Source organism: Nitrospina gracilis Nb-211 (genome assembly GCF_021845525.1).
In the GTDB taxonomy this organism is placed as follows: domain Bacteria; phylum Nitrospinota; class Nitrospinia; order Nitrospinales; family Nitrospinaceae; genus Nitrospina; species Nitrospina gracilis_A.
In genome coordinates this window covers 834167-852695 of record NZ_JAKJKD010000001.1, presented here as the reverse complement: position 1 = coordinate 852695, position 18529 = coordinate 834167, and the positions used below count along the sequence as shown (strand labels likewise).

16 protein-coding genes are annotated in these 18529 nt (G+C 55.2%); 6 read left to right on the top strand and 10 right to left on the bottom strand.

Annotated features, from left to right (window positions below):
- Window positions 1-29: 29 nt before the first annotated feature.
- From J2S31_RS03990 to J2S31_RS03975, 4 genes are all read right to left on the bottom strand, one after another.
- A complete protein-coding gene (locus J2S31_RS03990) occupies window positions 30-1484 on the bottom strand; it encodes an alginate export family protein (RefSeq protein WP_237097770.1) in 1455 nt (484 codons plus the stop codon).
- Between the two features lie 241 nt (window positions 1485-1725).
- Window positions 1726-1923, bottom strand: a complete 198-nt coding sequence (gene rpsU, locus J2S31_RS03985; RefSeq protein ID WP_371831641.1) for a 30S ribosomal protein S21 — start codon at window positions 1921-1923, stop codon at window positions 1726-1728.
- 96 nt (window positions 1924-2019) lie between these two features.
- Complete coding sequence (locus J2S31_RS03980) at window positions 2020-3330, bottom strand: DEAD/DEAH box helicase (RefSeq protein WP_237097768.1); 1311 nt, start codon at window positions 3328-3330, stop codon at window positions 2020-2022.
- A gap of 392 nt (window positions 3331-3722) precedes the next feature.
- The gene (locus J2S31_RS03975) at window positions 3723-4178 is read right to left on the bottom strand and encodes a carboxymuconolactone decarboxylase family protein (RefSeq protein WP_237097767.1); all 456 of its coding nucleotides are present in this window, start codon (window positions 4176-4178) and stop codon (window positions 3723-3725) included.
- Window positions 4179-4325: 147 nt separating this feature from the next.
- Here J2S31_RS03975 and J2S31_RS03970 point away from each other — a divergent pair, with 147 nt between their 5' ends.
- Window positions 4326-4835: an RrF2 family transcriptional regulator gene (locus tag J2S31_RS03970; protein WP_237097766.1), complete on the top strand. Its 510-nt coding sequence runs from the start codon at window positions 4326-4328 to the stop codon at window positions 4833-4835.
- A 115-nt stretch (window positions 4836-4950) separates the two neighbouring features.
- On the opposite strand, the gene J2S31_RS03965 is transcribed toward J2S31_RS03970, so the two are convergent.
- Window positions 4951-5781, bottom strand: coding sequence for a HupE/UreJ family protein (locus J2S31_RS03965; RefSeq protein WP_237097765.1), 831 nt, complete (start codon window positions 5779-5781; stop codon window positions 4951-4953).
- Window positions 5782-6015: 234 nt separating this feature from the next.
- Here J2S31_RS03965 and J2S31_RS03960 point away from each other — a divergent pair, with 234 nt between their 5' ends.
- Window positions 6016-7539 carry a tetratricopeptide repeat protein gene (locus tag J2S31_RS03960; protein WP_237097764.1) on the top strand — a complete coding sequence of 508 codons (1524 nt, stop codon included), beginning with the start codon at window positions 6016-6018 and terminating at the stop codon, window positions 7537-7539.
- Window positions 7540-7570: 31 nt separating this feature from the next.
- Here the strand turns inward: J2S31_RS03960 and arsC are convergent, their stop codons facing one another.
- Window positions 7571-7918 carry an arsenate reductase (glutaredoxin) gene (arsC, locus tag J2S31_RS03955; protein ID WP_237097763.1) on the bottom strand — a complete coding sequence of 116 codons (348 nt, stop codon included), beginning with the start codon at window positions 7916-7918 and terminating at the stop codon, window positions 7571-7573.
- A 92-nt stretch (window positions 7919-8010) separates the two neighbouring features.
- Entirely contained in the window at window positions 8011-9645 is a 1635-nt protein-coding gene (locus J2S31_RS03950) for a SulP family inorganic anion transporter (protein ID WP_237097762.1), read from the bottom strand.
- 369 nt (window positions 9646-10014) lie between these two features.
- Here J2S31_RS03950 and J2S31_RS03945 point away from each other — a divergent pair, with 369 nt between their 5' ends.
- From J2S31_RS03945 to J2S31_RS03930, 4 genes are all read left to right on the top strand, one after another.
- The gene (locus J2S31_RS03945) at window positions 10015-10596 is read left to right on the top strand and encodes a TetR/AcrR family transcriptional regulator (protein ID WP_237097761.1); all 582 of its coding nucleotides are present in this window, start codon (window positions 10015-10017) and stop codon (window positions 10594-10596) included.
- Between the two features lie 70 nt (window positions 10597-10666).
- Window positions 10667-11230 (top strand): OsmC family protein, encoded by a 564-nt coding sequence (locus tag J2S31_RS03940; protein WP_237097760.1) that lies wholly within the window; start codon window positions 10667-10669, stop codon window positions 11228-11230.
- Window positions 11231-11485: 255 nt separating this feature from the next.
- Complete coding sequence (locus tag J2S31_RS03935) at window positions 11486-11923, top strand: YqaA family protein (RefSeq protein WP_237097759.1); 438 nt, start codon at window positions 11486-11488, stop codon at window positions 11921-11923.
- 12 nt (window positions 11924-11935) lie between these two features.
- Window positions 11936-13369 carry an ArnT family glycosyltransferase gene (locus J2S31_RS03930; protein ID WP_237097758.1) on the top strand — a complete coding sequence of 478 codons (1434 nt, stop codon included), beginning with the start codon at window positions 11936-11938 and terminating at the stop codon, window positions 13367-13369.
- A gap of 245 nt (window positions 13370-13614) precedes the next feature.
- Here the strand turns inward: J2S31_RS03930 and J2S31_RS03925 are convergent, their stop codons facing one another.
- From J2S31_RS03925 to J2S31_RS03915, 3 genes are read right to left on the bottom strand one after another with little or no spacing between them, the layout of a single operon-like run.
- Window positions 13615-13950 carry a P-II family nitrogen regulator gene (locus J2S31_RS03925; RefSeq protein ID WP_237097757.1) on the bottom strand — a complete coding sequence of 112 codons (336 nt, stop codon included), beginning with the start codon at window positions 13948-13950 and terminating at the stop codon, window positions 13615-13617.
- A 30-nt stretch (window positions 13951-13980) separates the two neighbouring features.
- Entirely contained in the window at window positions 13981-17232 is a 3252-nt protein-coding gene (locus J2S31_RS03920) for a DUF2309 domain-containing protein (RefSeq protein ID WP_237097756.1), read from the bottom strand.
- A gap of 45 nt (window positions 17233-17277) precedes the next feature.
- Window positions 17278-18516 carry a hypothetical protein gene (locus J2S31_RS03915; RefSeq protein WP_237097755.1) on the bottom strand — a complete coding sequence of 413 codons (1239 nt, stop codon included), beginning with the start codon at window positions 18514-18516 and terminating at the stop codon, window positions 17278-17280.
- Window positions 18517-18529: the final 13 nt, after the last annotated feature.

Genomic DNA, 18529 nt, shown 5'->3' with positions numbered 1-18529 from the left:
ACCGCGCCGTCCAAACCGTCAGCGTTCTTTTAAAACGCAAACGTCGTGGCGATGTACGAATAGGTGCTGTTGCCCTGTCTGGGCGAACCGGGCACGTCGTCTTGAAAATCGCCGTCCACGCGGTGCGCCACACCCGTCTCCACGAACACATTGGGCGTCACCTGCCACGCGCCTGACAGGTATATCAAATGACCTAAAAAGGAACCGGACCGGCCGGTGGTGTCGCGCAAACCGGAATTGCCCGCCCACGTGTCGGTGTCTGAAGCCAGCCAGAACGCGCGGTAATGCAACGCGGCCTTGAGGCTGCGGTGCGGTTGGACGTGCAGTTTCACTCCCGGCCCGTTGATGTTCGACCGCACGAACGCGCGGTGGATGGTGGTGGGGCCATAATCGAACACGTTCGCGCCGAACAGGCTGTTGAACGTGCCGTTCTTGCCGTCGTTCGGATTGGAATCGCCGCTGGCGTAATCCCACGCCAGCACAAGCCGCGGCGACCATACCGTTTCAAAACTGTACCCCACCTCGGCATGATGAAAGTGTGCAAAGTGATCGAGGTCCACCGTGTTGGCGGGCGCGGTGCTGGACCGCGACTCGCCGAACTGGAACGCGGTCTCCCATTCGTAATCGAAGTGTCCGCCCTTCGCCGGACGGTACAGGCGCACTCCCGGCGTGTACAACTGGCGGTTGCGGGTGGCGAAGTCGCCGTCGTCCTCATGCAGGCCGAACAGGTACACTTCCGCGCGGTCGCCCCATGGCGCATTGCGTGTGGCGAGAAACAGTCCCCAGAAGATCGTATCCGGCGACTCTTCGTCGAATTCCACCTCGTTGTCGAGCAATCGCCCGGCGTTGGAGGGCAGGCGGTTGACCGGCATGGTCACCATGACGCGCACCTGTTCACCGTCTTTCGATTGCCAGATGGCATCCAGGCCGGTGAATGCGTTTTTGGTGTTGCGGTAGCGGTTGCGCGCCACCAGCCGGCGCTTGCCGAAGTCCATGGTCATGCGGCCGGCGCGCACCAGCAGGCGGCTTCCCTGCTGAAACCAATCTTCGCCGCGCCATTGCAGGTTGGCTTCCAGCAGTTCCGCCGCATTGACGATGGTGTTGTTGACCACCGAACCGGAGTCATTGAGATACGCGCGCGAATCCTGAAACTCCAGTTGGATTTTAAAATATTGCGGCAGATGCAGGGTGGCTTGCGCCAGCGTGCGCAGAGCGTACACCTGGTCGCTTCCCGTGGCGCCACTGCGGAACGCACGGTCCAGCGTTTCGTAGCGTGACCGGTGCTGGACTTCCATCGACAACCACCGCGGCAGGACCCCGCTCCTGTTCAGGGTGAATTCGGCATCGCGGCCCAGTCCGCGCTCCTTGTACACGTACCCCTTGGGCCAGTCCGCCGTGTCTTTGCCCCCGGCACCTTGAGCCAGCGCGCCGGACGCGGGCAACATCAGCCACACCATCAGCAGGCTCAACAGAAATGGATTCATCGCAGGCACCTCCCTTCTCTTCAGCGTCCACAGGAAAAACATCGATATATACTACAAAACATATCGATGATGTCAATTGAATTGTTCGGGGTAGGCGATTCACATGTGGATGGGGCGGATGCCCCCCGTCTCCACTCCAATCACGATGGGGGATCGGGAGCGGGGGAGAGATTCCTCGTGTGGAGTTGCGCGGCCGGGCGGAAGAGCAGGGCCTGAAACTCAACCTGGATACGTTTCGGTTTTACCAGGAAGAGCGGGAGCGGCGCATGGCGGAACGTTTCTTTTTCTGAGCTTCTTTCATCTTGCGCTTTTTCTTCACCGACGGTTTTTCGTAATACCGGCGGCGCTTCAATTCCTTGAACAAACCCTCTTTGCTGATCTGGCGTTTCAATACCTTCAACGCCCGATCCACCTGGTTTTGATGAACGATGGCTTCGATGATGGCGTCCTCCTTGGTGAAAAGTGAACGAATGCGTGTTGACAGATGATGGGAAGGCGCCGGATTCTCATCCGGCGCCCGCCTCTTATTTAATTCTTAGCGTACCCGGGATGAGCGGGCGCGAAAAGGTTTTCTTTTACTTCCGTTGCCATTGCGGCGCGGGTGCATGCCATTCTCCCCGCGTTGCGACCGGTTGAATTTACCGTTCCGGCCATTGCGGGGACTACCCAGAGCCGCCACGTTGGCGGAGTGGTACGGATGTTCTGCATCCACATCCACGGTGCACCTGATTTCTTTTTCAATGCGGCTCAGGTACGGACGCTCGCCCGCATCACAGAATGACAGCGCCACGCCCGCCGCACCTGCGCGTGCCGTGCGGCCGATGCGGTGCACATAGCTTTCCGCTTCCTTGGGCAGTTCGTAGTTGATGACGTGGGTGATGCCGTCCACGTCCAAACCGCGGGCTACGATGTCGGTCGCCACCAGCACCCGAGTTTTGCCGGAACGGAATTTCTCCAGTGCCTGCAGGCGCGCGGGTTGCGATTTGTTGCCATGAATGGCCTCGGCGCGGATGCGCGTCTGATTCAATCTCTTCGCCACCTGGTTGGCACCGTGCTTGGTGCGGGTGAACACGAGCACACGCTCGATCTGCGCGTCACCCAGAATGGCTTCGAGCAGGGCTTTTTTGTTTTCCTTGTCCACGAACAGGATTTTCTGCGCGATGTTCTTCGCCGTTGAAGAAGGAGGCGATACGGAAACGTGGACGGGATCGTTCAGAAACGTGCGAATGAGACGGCGTACCTCTTCCGGCAACGTGGCCGAGAACAGCATGGTCTGGCGATTCTGCGGGAGGGCGGAATGAATGCGGCGCACATCCGGCAAAAATCCCATATCCAGCATGCGATCGGCTTCGTCCAGAACGAAGGCCTCCACCTTGTCCAGGTGCACGGCTCTCTGCTCCATCAAATCAAGCAGGCGTCCGGGAGTGGCCACCAATATATCAACGCCGCGCTTCAGCGCGCGGATCTGGTGAAATGCTTTGACGCCGCCATACACCAATGTTCGGCTCAATTTGAGATGGCGTCCGTAAACGCGAAAGCTCTCCTCGATCTGCACCGCCAGTTCACGCGTCGGCGCCAGGATCAACGCCCGCGCACCCTTGGGTCCGGGAACGGTGTTGGATTCAGCCAGCCTCTGCAACACCGGCAGGGCAAAAGCCGCGGTTTTTCCGGTGCCGGTCTGGGCACAGCCCAGCAGGTCCCGGCCCTGCAGAAGATGCGGGATGGCTTCCGCCTGAATCGGCGTCGGCGTCTGGTATTGTTCCTCTTGAAGTGCGCGGAGAATGGGGCGGATCAGGTTCAGCGATTCGAATGTTGTGGTGGAAGGGTGGGTCGTAACTGTGTTCAAAATAATATCCTTTGGTAGTATTGCTCGAAATAGAAAGCGCAACGATTCCAGACTCTTCAGTTCAAGCCCGAAGATGCGGTTTCATACCCGGTGATTCGGGTGTATGCGTTAATTTGAGGAGAACAAGAGGGAAGGGAAACAGAAACGCGCCGGATTAGAAGTTCCGGGAAGGTTTCGATCCAGAAAGAAAGCTTTTCAGCTCATCGCCGCCAATTCTCAAACAGCTCAATCAACTAGCAGGCGACAGTATAACGCAAATGGAAACAATAAGCGAATTCTATTCTAAAACGGAATGCAGGCGCCGTAACCGCCGGCAGGGGCACCCGGGCGAAGCCCACAATGCACCTTTCCCCTAATTTTATAAGGAGATAGGGCTGGTAAGCCCACTTGTCTCAGGCCCCGGCGGCTGTCATGTGCGGTTCCGCGCGGAAGGAGACGGCGAGCCGGTTCCAGACGTTGATCTGGGCGATGGACACCGTCATGTCCACCAGCTCCGCATCGGTGAACTGGGCGCGCACGCGTTCGAACTCCGCGTCGGGAACATGCGTTTCGCTCAGGCGCGTCACCGTTTCGGTCCACGCCAGCACCGCCCGCTCCTTTTCACTGAAACAGGGAGACTCCCGCCACACGGACACCAAATTGATGTGCGCTTCCGGCACGCCCGCCTTTTTTAATTCTCCGTAGTGCATGTTCACACAAAACGCACAACCATTGATCTGCGAGGCCCGCAGGTAGATCAATCCCCGCAGTTTGGGATCGAGGCCGGTTTTTTCCAGATATTGCTCCACCCCCATCAGGGCTTCCAAAGCCTTGGCGCCAATACGCCGGTAATCCAAACGCAAACTCATGGTGTCTCCTTATATAAAGGAAGATGGATACATAAATAAATTACGGATATAATATATCCATAATTAAGGGCAGATTGCAAGCTCAGGGTTTGCCGGGTTCTCCGCCCGGACATTGATTCGCCAACCAGGCCATACTATAGTTGCGCCATGAAAATCAGCTCCACCGTGGAATGGGCCATTCATTGCTGTACCGTGCTTGCCGGTTTGCCGCGCGACCTTCACCTGACCGGCAAGGACCTGGCGGAATTCCACGATGTGCCGCACCCCTATCTCGCCAAGGCCCTGCAAACGCTTTCCAGCGACGGCATTCTGAAAACCGTGCCCGGCCCCAACGGCGGCTACCAGCTCGCCAGGCCTCCGCACACCATTTCCCTGCTCGACATCGTGCTGTCGATTGAAGGAAGCGATTCCTGCTTCGAATGTGACGAGATTCGCCGGCGAGGCCCAAGCGCCCTGACTCAAAGTGCGTCGTACAACCGGCCATGCCTGATCGCCTCCGCCATGTGGAATGCCGAGAAGGTGTGGCGCCGCGAACTGGACAAGGTCAAGCTGTCCAACCTGGTGGACCAAGTGAATGCCGAGGCGGACCCGAAGCAGTTGCAAAAGGGGAAGGAATGGATTGAGGGCAGAAAATTCAAAAAGCCCCGGCAGGCATGATGGAAACCCTGTTTCCCCTGCTTCACGCCTTCCGCCAATTCGGTTGATGAACAAAGGGTTGAAGCCCGTAGCTGGACGCGAACCGAACCGGCGGGGAGCAAACCTTTCAATGGCGTCATTCTCCGGCGGGCTGGCCCACAGCGGCACCTTTCATATCCGTCATGTATTCGCTTCCCGGGAAAATGGGTTGGGATTGAGACTGGCTTCCCATGGCTTCGTGGGCATGAAAATGGCTGTCCGCCGGGAACCCGAACTCATCCGGGTTGACGGCATGGGAGTACCCGTGCATCTGCATAAGAAAAAAGAAAAGCCCGGCCGCAATGAGGGCGTGGTTCGAGACCGAGCTGATTTGCAGAAACGAGCGGGTGCGCCTCCACTTGAACAGCAGGGCCAACATGAGGCCCAAGGCGCCGATCTGCCCCAGTTCGATGCCCAGGTTGAATGAAAGGATTTTCAGAAGAATCCCCTCCTCGCCAAGCGGCAATTCCTGCAAGCGGGTGGAAAGGCCGAATCCGTGAATGAAACCGAACAGAAAAACTGCGAGAAGAAGGTTTGGCGATTTTTCAAAATACTTGCGGAACCCGCCGGTATTTTCAAATCCGATGTAACACACGCTGAGGGCAATGACCGCATCGATCAAATAATAATTAGCGGTGACGCCCATCAATGTCGCTGATATGAGAGTGACGCTGTGCCCCAATGTGAAGGCTGTGACATACTTGACCACATCCATGAAGGTGGTCAGAAAAAACACAAATCCAAATACAAACAAAAGGTGATCGAACCCGGTGAGCATGTGGCTCGCTCCCAGCCAAATGAACTGAAGGTTCCCCCCTTCGACGATCGCGTTTTTTTCGGCCTCACTCATGCCATGAGCGAAAACCGACTGATAAAACAACACGGCAAACAGGCAGGCAATCACGGAAAATCCTGCTTTTGGCTTCATAAGCATGACAACTCCTCTTCATCGTTGATCATCTCGTTTCCACCAAGTGTAATTCAGCAATTTGACCCGGCAAAATATTATTTAAATCCAAACAGGCTGTTGGCATCTTTCAAGCCTGACATCATCTATCTACCTCTTGTTTCCCTTGTCATCCTTCAAAAAATCAGAATAATGGATATTTTGCCGATTTCGAATCGGCCGTCGTGCAGGCGAATATTTGAAATAGGATCCGTTTTGCAAAACTCCCAGCCTACTATCGACCAACTCCTTCAGGAAACGGCGCAGGCGTTGAATGCGCAACGGCTGGAATCTGCCCGGACGCTTTTGCAACAGGTATTGGAACTCGACGCCAACCACTTCGACGCACTGCATATATTGGGTGTGCTTGCGTTTCAGGAAGGAAACAGTGCGGAAGCGGAGACCCTGATCCGACGCGCCCTGGCAGTGAACGACGGATTTTCCGAAGCGCATTACAACCTGGGGAAAGTCCTGCGCGAACGGGGACGACTGGAAGAGGCCGCAGAGGCTTACCGGAAAGCCATCGAGATCAACGACAGGCTCGACCCGGCCTGGTTCAACCTCGGCCTGGTGGAGCTGGAATGGGGCAACAACGAACGCGCCGCCGATGCCTTTCGCCAAGCGGCGGAGATCGATCCCACCGATCCAGATTACCCGTTCAATCTGGGCAACGCGCTGTCCACGATGGGGGATGTCGAAGGCGGGAAGCGGCAGTTCGAGCGCACCGTCACCCTGAATCCCCGGCATGTCCACGCGTGGAACAACCTCGGCATCATGTTGCGGGAATGCGGTGAGCCTGAGGCGGCAGTGAAAGCCTATCAACAGGCACTGAAGATCGATCCCCGGTTTGCGGATGCGCACTTCAACCTGGCGAACCTGCACGAATCATTGGGCGACCACGAGCAGGCGCTCGCTTCTTACCAGGAAGCGGTGAAAATCAACCCGGGTTTCTCCAAAGCGTTCAACAATCTCGGAAACGTTTACCATGCGCTGAAACAGATGGACCGGGCGCACGAGGCATACAAAACCGCGCTGTCGCTGGATCCCTCCATCCAAACAGCGCGGCACATGGTCGATTCGCTGGACGGCACCACCACGGACACGGCTCCGCCGGAATATGTCACGCGGCTGTTCGACAAGGCGGCGCCGGAGTTTGAGAAAAGGCTGGTGCTCTCCCTCAAATACCAGTCCCCGAAAGAACTGCGGCAACTGCTGGACGCGGCGGTTGCGCCGGAGAAACAATTCGAGCGCGCCATCGACCTGGGTTGCGGCACCGGGCTTTCCGGCGAGGCGTTCCGGTCGCGCACGCAACGACTGATGGGGGTGGACCTCTCCGGCAGGATGGTGCAGAAGGCCCGCGAGAAAAACATCTACGATGCACTGTTCGAGGAAGGCCTGGTCGATTTTCTGAACCGGTCGCCGGTGCAGTACGACCTGTTCATCGCCGCCGACGTGCTGGTGTATATCGGCAATCTCACGCCGCTGTTCAAGGCCGTGCGGGAACACGCCCTGCCCTCCGCATGGTTTCTGTTCTCGGTGGAAAAAGTGGATGGCGGGGATTTCGTTCTTCAGCCCACGGGGCGCTACGCCCACTCCCGAAGCTACATCGAAACAGTGGCAAACGAGCACGGCTTCATCTGCGAACGATTTCAGGACACGGTGGTGCGGATGGAAAACGACCAGCCCATCCCGGGCTACAACGTGATGATACGCCTTCGCGAGCCGGTCAAGACGGATTGAGACCGCATGCTCCGACCCTGCCTCTGGCTCCTTACAGAATATCCAGGACCTGTTCCGGGGGACGGCCGAGCGCGGCCTTGCCGTTGGCGATGACGATCGGACGCTCGATGAGGCTGGGATTCTGAACCATGAAGGCAATCAGTTCATGGTCGGTCAACGTGGGATTGTCGAGTTCCAACTCCTCGTACTCATCTTCTTTCTTGCGCATGAACTCGCGCGGTGACAAGCCCAGTTTTTCGAGGATGCTCTGCAACGTATCCGCCGACGGAGGGGTTTTGAGATATTCGATGATCTCGGGTTCGATGCCTTTTCCCCTCAGCAACTCCAGCGTGGCGCGTGATTTACTGCACTTCGGATTGTGGTAGATGGTGACGGACATGATTCGTTTCCTGAAAATTAAAGTCCAATGCAGAAACGGCTATTGAGGAACTTCTTTAGCTTCTCTTAAAGCGATGCGAATGACAATGGATTTTAATCGTCTTCGGAGAATTTCAGAGTTTTCCTACGGCTCAGGTAATCGACGCAATCCGCGAGTTCTGGAAACAAAAAGTTTTCAGGAATCAGACTGGGAATCATGTCGATCTTCATGAGCATGTCATGTGGCTGGTCCTGCAGGCCGCAAATGAACACGGTGATTCCACGGCTTTTCAAATCCAGAACCACCTCCTCCATGGCGAACAGTCCGGTCTGGTCGATGAACGGCACTTCCTTCATTTTAAGAATGACAATGTGGATCCCCTGAAACTGTTTGGCGATATCCTGAAACGTCATGGCAAACCCGAAAAACAGCGGGCCGCGCAGACGCTTGATGAAAACCGCCTCGGACAATTCGGGCGTCAGACAGACGGTCTCATCCGGGGACGAATCCTGTGAATTGGAATAAGACCCCAGCGACATGACTTCCGTCTGCGTTTCGGCCAGGTCCCCCATTTTTTTCATGAACAGGATGGACGACAGGATCATGCCCAGCGCCACGGCCTGGATGAGATCGGCGAAGATGGTCATCGACAACACCGCGATCATGACAAGCGTTTCCTCCCTGGGGAGGCGTTTGATGTGTTTCAATCCCTTGTAGTCGATGATGCCGATGCCCACCGTCACCAGGATGCCCGCCAACACCGGTACGGGAATGCGGGACACCCAGGGGCCCGCCACCACCAGGACCAGGATCAAGGACAAACCGTGCACCACGCCGGAAAGCCGCGTCCGCGCGCCGGAGTTGGTGTTGACGAGGGTGGACATCGTCGTGCCCGCGCCGGGGATGCCGCCGATGGACGCCGCCGCCATATTGCCCAGTCCCTGCCCGATCAACTCCTGGTTGCTGTCGTGCTTGGTCTTGGTCACGTTATCCGCAATGACGGAGGTGAGGAGGGAATCGATGCTTCCCAACAGCGCCAGCGTGATGCCGGAATAAAAAATCAACTTCAGATCCATATTCTCCCAGCTCAGCAGAAGACTCAGCTTGAACTCCGGAAGCTGGGAAGGGATCGCGCCGATGTTGACCACGCGAAAATCCGTCCATACGGCAAGCACGGATACCGCGACCAGCGCCAGAAGAATGTTGGGCACGGTGCGGGTGATTTTCGGGAACAGGAAGATGATGGCCACCGTGACCAGGCCCAGTCCGGCGGCTTCGTAATTGAAATCGGAAAACACTTCGGGAAGTTGGCGCAGGATGTTGTGGATGCCCTTGGGCGACTCCTTCCCCACCAGCGGAAAAATCTGCAGAAGGATGATGATGACCCCGATTCCCGTCATGAAACCGGAGACCACGGGGTATGGAATATAGCGGATGTATTTGCCGAATTTTAAAAATCCGAACAGGGCCTGCATCAGCCCGGCGAAAAAGAAGGTGGCGATGATGGTGGGATAGGCCAGTTCCAGACTGCCTGCATGTTCGATGGCACCGCTGACCACGAGCGCGGCGACGACGATCATCGGGCCGGTGGGGCCGCTGATCTGGGTGGGGGTGCCGCCGCATACCGAGGCGAACAGGCTCAAGGCGATGGCGCCGTAAAATCCGGCAACCGGCCCCAGTCCGGATTGGGCTCCAAACGCCAGCGCCAGAGGAATGCCCACGATGCCGGCGGAAATGCCGCCAGCCATATCGCCGCGCCAGTTTGCGAAAGTGAAACGTTTGAATACCGGTTGAGGGGCCACGGGCAGTCACCAAAATTTTTCGCAGTGGAACAAAATGATGCTCAACATTCTTTTCAAGGAACCGGTGGTACTCCAATAGTAATCCATTGTTCTGAAATGTCCATTGTTTCGTCTTACAAGGCCCCGCCCACGGGTGCCGGGAAGCAAATACCCGGGCCGTTCGCCACGTTTTGAGGGAATTGGCCGGCCGCCTCCATCGCAGCCTGGCATGCAAGTCATTATTTTCAGGCCCCTTCCACGACCCGGCACGCGGTCTCCGGAACCCCCGCTTTTTTATTTGACTAACTGATTAGTTAAGTTTATAGTGGTTCCACCATGAAACGTTCCCGTTCCAACGCCAAAGATAAAATCGTTCAAGCGGCTTCCGATCTCTTTTACCAGCAGGGCTATCAGGCCACGACCATCGACCAGGTGATCGAAAAGTCGGGGGTCTCCCGGCCTACGGTTTACACGCATTTTTCCACCAAGGAGGATTTGTGTCTGGTTTACCTGAAAAATAAAAGAAAGGAGGATTTGGAAACACTTCAGGAAACCATGCTCAACGCGGCCACTCCCAAGGCACGGTACATGGGGCCAATGAATTATGTTCGCGATGCCATGCTCAAAACCGATTACCGGGGTTGTGGGTACTTCAACCTCATTTCGGAGTTTCCCGGCGGTGGCAATAAACTCGTGAACGAAGCCCGGGTGTACATCGACGCGTTCCGGGAGTTGATCTCCGAAGGCGTGAAGCACCTGAAATCTTCCGACCCGAAATACAAGACCATAAACGTGAAACAGATAGCCGATACCTATTACCTGATCCTGTGCGGAGCGATCATGGCCGGTCAGGAGTACCGCGAATCCTGGCCTCTGGACCGGGCCGTGAAGGCCATCGGGAATCTCATTGAGGAATGATTTTTTTTGCACCCAATATTAACTAACTAGTTAATTAATTTTAACTTCATTGCTGAAGGGGAAAAATGTCATGTCAATTCAAACCGTGCAAAACGAAACGATCACGAACGGCGTCAACGTAACCCGCTTGCAGGAAACCATTCAGGCCGTCAGTGAGCAACCGGACCTGGCGAAGTTCAAGTTCCGCGCGAAGAACACCTGGAAAAACGGCTCACAGAACGAGGTGGACTTGGACGGGTTCTACGGCACCTGCCAGGAACACAAGCACGAAAAACCCTTCCGGTTCCAGGCGGACGAGCCTCCGGTGTTGTTGGGCAAGGGGGAGGGTGCCAATCCGGTCGAGTACCTGCTGACCGCTCTTTCCTCCTGCATGACCACTTCCCTCGCTTACCATGCGGCGGCAGCAGGCATCAATCTGGAAAAAGTGGAATCCGAGTATGAGGGAGACATTGACCTGCGTGGTTTTCTTGACCTCGATCCGGCGGTGCGCAAGGGCTACCAGGAAATCCGTATCAACTTCAAAGTGAAGTCGGATGCAGACAAAGAGAAGCTTCAAAAGCTGGTCGAACATTCTCCCGTCTTCGACGTCGTCACCAATCCCACTCCGGTAAAGGTTTCTTTCATCACCGAATGAACATGCGGCGGGGTTCGCTTGCGTCCCGAGCGCAGGCGGCCCCGCCATACCTTTCGGCCCAAAAACCACCCTCCCCCTCCAGGCCGATCGTCTCTCTTCCGATCAGACCGGAATCCCATACCAAGCGGACATCGCTACCAAGTTTTGACGGGATCAAGTACCATAATCGGGAATATCCGGTTTGGGTCCAGACATGGCTTTCGCCAACCCCATGATCCAGACCAGACGTCAGCAATCGCACACAGAACATTTCCTTTGGAATCTCTAATAGAATTCGGCTATTTCGGTTTATTCGCCGCGGCGTTTCTTGCGGCCACGATTCTTCCTTTCAGTTCCGAGGTGGTGCTGGGCGCGTTGCTCATCAACGGTATGGACCCCACTGCACTGGTGGCGGTCGCGACTTTCGGCAACGTTGTGGGCTCGGTGGTGAATTACGGATTGGGTTACGGCGGAATGGAAGTGTACCAACGAAAACTTTCCTCAACTTCCAAACAAGACATCGACGCCGCACTGGCGCGGTATGAAAAATACGGCACCGCTTCGCTTCTTTTTGCCTGGGTGCCGGTGATCGGCGACCCGCTCACCGTCGCGGCAGGGGTGTTGCGCGTGAATCTTGTGACGTTCCTCCTGCTGGTCACGGCGGGCAAGCTGGGTCGTTACGTGGTGATCACCCAAATGATCCTGCATACCTAGGCAGACCGGTTCATGCCAACTCCAACAGCCATTTCCCATTCATCGCCGGATTCAACGCACTATCGGATTCTGCTGGCTTTGGCTGTTTTGAGCTTCATCCCAACCCTGTTTCTGCCCTACACGGGAGAGGAGGGCGTGTACACGATCACATCGATGGAAATGGTTCACCGCGGCGAGTGGACAATTCCCACCTTGTATGGAGAACCCTACCCGCGCCCGCCATTGATAAACTGGCTGATGATTCCCATCGCCGACCTCCTTGGATGGGAGAATGTATTGATCGCTTCGCGCCTGGTTACGGCCGTGGCTACGATTGGAACGGGACTTCTCTTCTTCGCGTTTGTCTTCCGGGTTTACCGGGACAGACGGCTGGCTTTTCTCGGTGCCCTGTTTTTCTTTTCCGGTGACGTGTTGTTTTACCGCGGCTGGCTGGCTTACGCCGACCCGCTGTTCGGCTTGTTTGTTTTTCTGGCGATTGTCTCCATGCTGTTGACCATGCATGAAAACCGCCCGTGGCTTTTGATCGGCGTGCTGGTTGGATTGATCGGTTCGTTCATGAGCAAAGCGCTCACCGGATATGTTTTTTATGCCACTTCCCTGCTCGCCGCGCTGATCATCGCCAAGGATCAACGCCGGGTCTTTTTAAATCCCATCTCCATCTTCATACACGGCCTGGCCATTGTGTATCCCCTGGTTTGGTGGGGATGGGTGGAGAATGCCAACTCGACCCCCGGCATGGTGCAGGTTTTGATCACCAAGCTGGCCGGAGAGAAACCCCTCTTCTCTCTCAGTTCCTATTCGGGAGAACGCGTCGTTTTCTTAGGCGAGAGTTTTGTCGTTCTGTTACCGGGGAGCGCGCTCATGGCTTACTGGTTTTTTCGCAAGCGCGCTCTGCCTTCCTTTCAAGAAACACCTCTGGCACGCACGGCCCTATGGCTGGTGATTTTGAATTACCTTCCCTATCTGCTTGCGCCTTCTACCAACATCCGCTACATCCTTCCTCTGTATCCATGGTGTGCCCTGCTGGTCGTTCTGTTGTTGGCGCAGTCACAGGCACTTTCATTCCGGCGCTGGCTGGTTCCTCTTTTCAGCACGATGATCGCCATGAAGTTTTTGTTCATGGGTGGCACTTTTATCTGGAACAAAGCGAGTGGTGACTTCGATGCGTATCCGAATGCGGCGCGTCAGGCGATCGCCGACACCAAAACCCATCCGCTGTATATCGTCGATTCGTCCTCGGTCGGACTCAGCGTGGCGGCGCACATCGACAGCCTGAGGTTTCCAAGGCCTCCCTTGACCTCGCCGCCTGATGATTGGACCGACGCTTTCGTTCTTGCACGCGAATATCATTTCCCGAACGACCGGGTAGTCAGTACGTACCATTTACCGGGAGGGACGATCCATCTCCGTTGCCGCGGCACCGCCTGCACCAAGGGGATGCCATAAAACGGCGGAAAGGATTCCGGGTCGACGGTTTCCTTTCCATGCTTGTGCGCCAACGATCTCTATACAGCCAGGGTACGAAAGGCCGAGTCGTAAGAATGGATATTTAGGGGGGGGCAGTGGGTGCGAAAGCCGTGCTTTCTGTTACAGGCAGATGGCCCAGCCCGGACCCGGCGCCGAACCCGAGTTACCCGCTCACCGGGAGGAAGAAGGGGAGCAGGCGCCATGGGATGCCGAAAGGCGATGCCTCAGGATCCTTTCGGGGCGAAATGGTCGCGTCGCAGTACGCTGACATCCAATACAAAGACACCGCCTGAGTGGCGTTCCAGGAACGGCTTGAGGGCAGAGAGAATGGGATCCAGTTTCTCTTCAGGGACAACGGTCAGGATCATCTGCAAACTGCTCGTGTCATTAAACATCAAATGGCCTTCGTGGAATCCATGATGCCCTTTTCCTGAAATATTGCTGAAAATCGTGTAGCCGCTGGCCTGAATTCGGTCAAGAATATCGGTCACAAAATGAAGGTGCTCGCCCTCAACAATGATTTTGATTTCTTTCATCGGATGAAGTTCCATACTGCTCATAAAGCCCCAATCCTCCCAAACAAGATATTATTAATGAATAGGTCTCCAATCTTTCGGTGATTGAAAGAGGAAAAATTCCATGCTATCGGGATCTAAGGCGACAAGATGGATCCACTGATTTCTCATCATTTCCTGCAAGAATTCATGCCGCTCCATGACGGCCGTAATCCTTTCCAATGGAGCCTCAAGGATGGCGAACAGTCGCATGGGCTCATGGTAAGGCTTTTCACCATCATATACCGTTTGGATGGGAAGTCCAATACGCAGGTCGCTTTGGGTACCATACATGACTCCCAAGCGGCCAACCACATTGTGATACACCTTGCTACCGCTCCCATAAACATTGGGATCAACGGTAGAAAAATAATGCTCCATGTTAATCCAATTGCCGACGATCATGGGGGCGGTCATGATGATTTCCAAATATTTTCCATTTGGATCCTGCGAATAATCATAGGAGTGTAAAAAAGCCCGGCCTTCAAGGTTGATCCCTTGAGTCAGCAAACGCCGCCCCGCGATGAAAGTCGTATGCCTGGACAGTCCCCATTCCGGCCGAACCTGTGACCAATCCACACTCCGTTTCCGAGTCCGCGAGGACGCCTTAGAAATCCCTTTCTTGACGGGTTCGTCCGGAAAACGAGCGAGGCGTTCCTGGCTGTTATTTTCACCCGCTTCCTTGAGGTCATGCTGAAGCCTGAGCAGGTCTTTTCGATGAGTGGCGGGGACATCCTCCAAGTCAAAGAGTTCAACCGCATCCGTGGTCGTATCGTGTTGCCCGGGAAGAAAATGAGTGTCGGGGGGAATTGCCAGGCCTTTCTTGGCCAATATTTCCCGAACCTGAGGCTTGTTGGCCATGACGGCCAGGGCCCGCGCATTTGAGATTCCGTGGTTTCCACCGCAGGCCCCGCAATCCAAGGCGGATTCGTATGGATTGTTATCCGAACTGCTGCCATGGGCGCAAAGCAGGACGAGGCGGGCGAAGGTTTTCGTGAATCCCATGATCCTCAGAGCCATTTCCACAAAGTGGGCTTGTTCCGTTACCGTAAACCCGGTCTGTGTGATTCGGTGCATCCGGCGGGTCACGTCCCGCTCATTAACATTGAAATCCCGTCTGAGCACTTGAATGAATTGATCGAGATCCGATTCCTTCCAGCGCAACAATCGGTACAGCTCCTTGTTCTCCTGAACATCGGATTGAGTTTGCTCCAGCGCCAGCTTCCGCAAACGTTCAATCTGGTCATGGGGAACGGCGGCGCCCTTCCCGCCATATTGCTTGATCAACAATCGATAGATCGTCGCCCGGTGTTGAGAGGCCACCATTTCCTGAGCCTCTTCCCGGCTGATTTTATCAACCGTCAATGTGGTGTTTATGGGAATGGTCAGACGTTCCTTGAGCCACGAGATGGCCGTATCAAACCCTTGCGGAAGCAGCGTTTGCCCGAACAGCTTGAACCCATAAAACCAGCCGATCGCTTCGACCATGACATAGGGAGTGATCACGTTTTCTTTCAATTCTTCCAGCAGAGCATGCCCTGTCTTCGCGAGTTTCTGCCGTACCAGAAATTTTTCTGCATCCTTGCCTTGATACGCGCGAGGAATTTCTCTCACGATGTGTTTGGGTTTCAGAAGAACCGGACATTGGTCCGTTTGCTGTTCGCTGGAAAATCCCTGATAGCATATGGGGACCCCAAAAAACCCGGCGAACCCAAAGGTTTCATTTCCCCCGATTTCTTCGAGGTGCCTTCTAAACCCTTCCGAACGGACGTCGATGCAAAAAATCGCCTGGGCCAGCGGCCGCGATTCCGGCGGCTGTTCCTCGAGCACATCCCTCTTGCGCAATTTCCGCAGGTTCGGGGAAATTTGTTTCATAAAACTTTTGAGGTAGCTGGATTCGAAAGCCTTGAGCCAAGTGGGCCCATGCCGCGATTCGGGGAACCGCTCGACCCACTCCAGCAAGGTGCCCAATGCGTCGGGGGTGCTCTTCAGAAAGTCCTGCATGGGGATGGCCAGTGAGCGGGCAAGATGCATTACGGTCAAAGTCTGGACATCCGCCTCCTGCCGCTTCCGGATTCGTTCGCATTTTGAAACCAATTCCGAATCGCATCGATCGAGGGCATCGATGCCCAAAGGGTTCCACATGAACAACGACAGGTCCAGGTGATCTTGTATTTCGTCCGGCAGTCCTCGCGTTTGGTATTCCTTGTAGAGGCCATACCCGATGGGATGATCGTTCAGGTAAGACCGAATCGAAGGATAGGTGCCGGGAATCGCCAGTTTATCCCGGCAGGCCAGCGCAACCAGCTCCCGCTCATAAAAAAGACGGACGGCCATGTACTGCACCAGATCAATTGGAAAGGCAAGTTGCCACTCATAGTCCGTTTGGTCCGCACGCCATTTGATGAAACCGGTCCACCCGGACAATTGGGCCAACTGCAACGTGAAGTAGTTATTCCACAAGGTTTTGGGAATGGCCAACCGGGACAGGCTTTCCAGCACCGCATCTTCCGGTCGACTGGGTAGTTTTTGGATTTTGGTTTTCCAGTCCTCAATACCCAACAAGGACCCGGACACCTCATCCTGAGCCAGCTCTTTCCATCCGCCATAAAAAGTTTTCTTTCGCGAAGGCATATCCCAGGTGGCATGCCCTTCATCGAGAAAGCCACCGCACCACTTGATGAGTTCCCCGTTGATTTGATCCTGCACCTTCGTTTCAAGAGCTTGGTCGCACCATTCCCCAATGGTGTACTGTGTCGCCATATCTTCTTGCTCCTGATTCGCGAAATCTTTCAGGGAACTCGTTCGCGCCTCGTCCCTTGAAACATCCTGGACTTTCTTAACCAGGTTTCTCACTTCCGGTTGACTGAGCGAGGGTTCCAAAATCGCGGAACTCACATCGGCCGCAACGCTTCCGGTGCCATGAAGAAGGATGGCTCGCAGAACTTCCATGTGAGAAAGCTTTCGATCGCCGATGGCGATGACCGCATCCTGCGATATCTCCTTCAGGGCTTCGTTGACGGATTCTTCAGATATCCGGCCCTGTTTGAAGTAATTCCGGTATTCTTCATTACAGAGATACCCGCGACCTCCAAAAACCCGATGCCCCTCGTTTATGGCTTCCTCAAACGACAGGTGCTCCAATCCGTGAAGCGGATTGTGATGGATAAACGTTCGCATCGGCCAGTAATTGGAGATAGCTTCACCCGCCAGGTTGACGAGTGACCGCAGTTCCATCCGCTGCAATTCATTGGTTATATTTATTTCTTTAACGTCAAGACGATTCATGGCTTGAACTCGCTGACCTCCTGAAAAAACAAAAAGACGGACGCACTAGTGGATCAGTCCACTGTAGCCTGCACATAAAAGCAATGCCGATACAGCGACAAATTCCGCTTTTCGCAAATCCGTATAGGGCACACCGGGACGTGTCGTTCCAAAAGCGGTTTGATGAAGCATCTGGGAAAAAGACCAACCTCCCCCCAACCAAACCACAAGGAACGTGAACAGAATCATAATGACCCCGGCATCGTGAGTTTCCTCTGTTGACATGAACTGCAATCCTGAAAAGGTGGAGAACAATGGGAGAAACATGGCGAAACTCACAAGGAAAATCATGGCCGTCCCAAATCGAGGCATGGGAGAGGCCAATCCTGGAAGCTTGCCAATGATTTGCCATCCATAGCGCTGCCGCACGAACGAAAATGCGAGGCTGACGCCCCCCATCACCAGCGCCAGAGCCACGCCAAACGGAATTCCCCACCTGGAGAAACTGGAGAAGACATCGAGCAGTCCCCAGACAAGCGCCACATGGGCCACGGTCGCAGAGGCAACAAACAGATTGCTTTTCTGGTGTCCGAGACATGCCAAAGAAGCATAGACCGCACTGACCAGGGCCAACAGGCTTACGGCAAAGAGCATCCCCGCCGTCAGCGAGGGGTAAAGAATGTTCAACTCAGCCAGTCCGACGGTCAGCCAAACAACAATCCAAAAACTCGAAAGAGTTCCCTTCGCACTCTCCGTCACGCTCACAAACGGCAGATGAAGAGGAGCCAGCGGCAGGAAAGTCATCGCAAGAAACAGACTGGCAAACGTACCCCAGGTCGTTCCACCAAAAACGGAACTCAACGAAAGGAAGATGGCGACACCCAGGTGAAGGAACATCACTTTCGCCCTGGACGACGGACGCTTTTCGCGACTGAGGGAGACTGCGACATAGCCCAGCAGGCCACTTAAGAAAATCCGGTTCACAAGTCCCTGGTGTAACAGGACACCCAGACCCAGTCCCAGAACAATCAGGATCGAAGCACATGCAACGGAGTCCTGCTTCGTCGCATCCTGACCGAGAATTCCGCAAAACCCTGAAAGAAGGACGGCGCCGGCGAGAAGCATGACCGACGGATCCACCTCAACCACAGACTGCATCAGGACCAACCCCGCACCCAGAACACCGACCGTCGCCAACCCCATCGACTTCAGGCTGGCGGACGAGATGCGCGCGACTTTCCACGCCGCCCCCAGGAAGAGCGGGATGAGAGCGAGTATTACTGAAAAAACAGGTTCAAAACTCATTTTTATTCAGCCG

What these genes read in the sequence shown, in the direction of transcription:
- J2S31_RS03990 (WP_237097770.1), bottom strand. Translation starts at nt 1,484, where the DNA reads ATGAATCCATTTCTGTTGAGCCTGCTGATGGTGTGGCTGATGTTGCCC.
- J2S31_RS03975 (WP_237097767.1), bottom strand. Translation starts at nt 4,178, where the DNA reads ATGAGTTTGCGTTTGGATTACCGGCGTATTGGCGCCAAGGCTTTGGAA.
- J2S31_RS03970 (WP_237097766.1), top strand. Translation starts at nt 4,326, where the DNA reads ATGAAAATCAGCTCCACCGTGGAATGGGCCATTCATTGCTGTACCGTG.
- J2S31_RS03965 (WP_237097765.1), bottom strand. Translation starts at nt 5,781, where the DNA reads ATGAAGCCAAAAGCAGGATTTTCCGTGATTGCCTGCCTGTTTGCCGTG.
- arsC (WP_237097763.1), bottom strand. Translation starts at nt 7,918, where the DNA reads ATGTCCGTCACCATCTACCACAATCCGAAGTGCAGTAAATCACGCGCC.
- J2S31_RS03950 (WP_237097762.1), bottom strand. Translation starts at nt 9,645, where the DNA reads ATGGCTGGCGGCATTTCCGCCGGCATCGTGGGCATTCCTCTGGCGCTG.
- J2S31_RS03945 (WP_237097761.1), top strand. Translation starts at nt 10,015, where the DNA reads ATGAAACGTTCCCGTTCCAACGCCAAAGATAAAATCGTTCAAGCGGCT.
- J2S31_RS03940 (WP_237097760.1), top strand. Translation starts at nt 10,667, where the DNA reads ATGTCAATTCAAACCGTGCAAAACGAAACGATCACGAACGGCGTCAAC.
- J2S31_RS03930 (WP_237097758.1), top strand. Translation starts at nt 11,936, where the DNA reads ATGCCAACTCCAACAGCCATTTCCCATTCATCGCCGGATTCAACGCAC.
- J2S31_RS03925 (WP_237097757.1), bottom strand. Translation starts at nt 13,950, where the DNA reads ATGAGCAGTATGGAACTTCATCCGATGAAAGAAATCAAAATCATTGTT.
- J2S31_RS03920 (WP_237097756.1), bottom strand. Translation starts at nt 17,232, where the DNA reads ATGAATCGTCTTGACGTTAAAGAAATAAATATAACCAATGAATTGCAG.
- J2S31_RS03915 (WP_237097755.1), bottom strand. Translation starts at nt 18,516, where the DNA reads ATGAGTTTTGAACCTGTTTTTTCAGTAATACTCGCTCTCATCCCGCTC.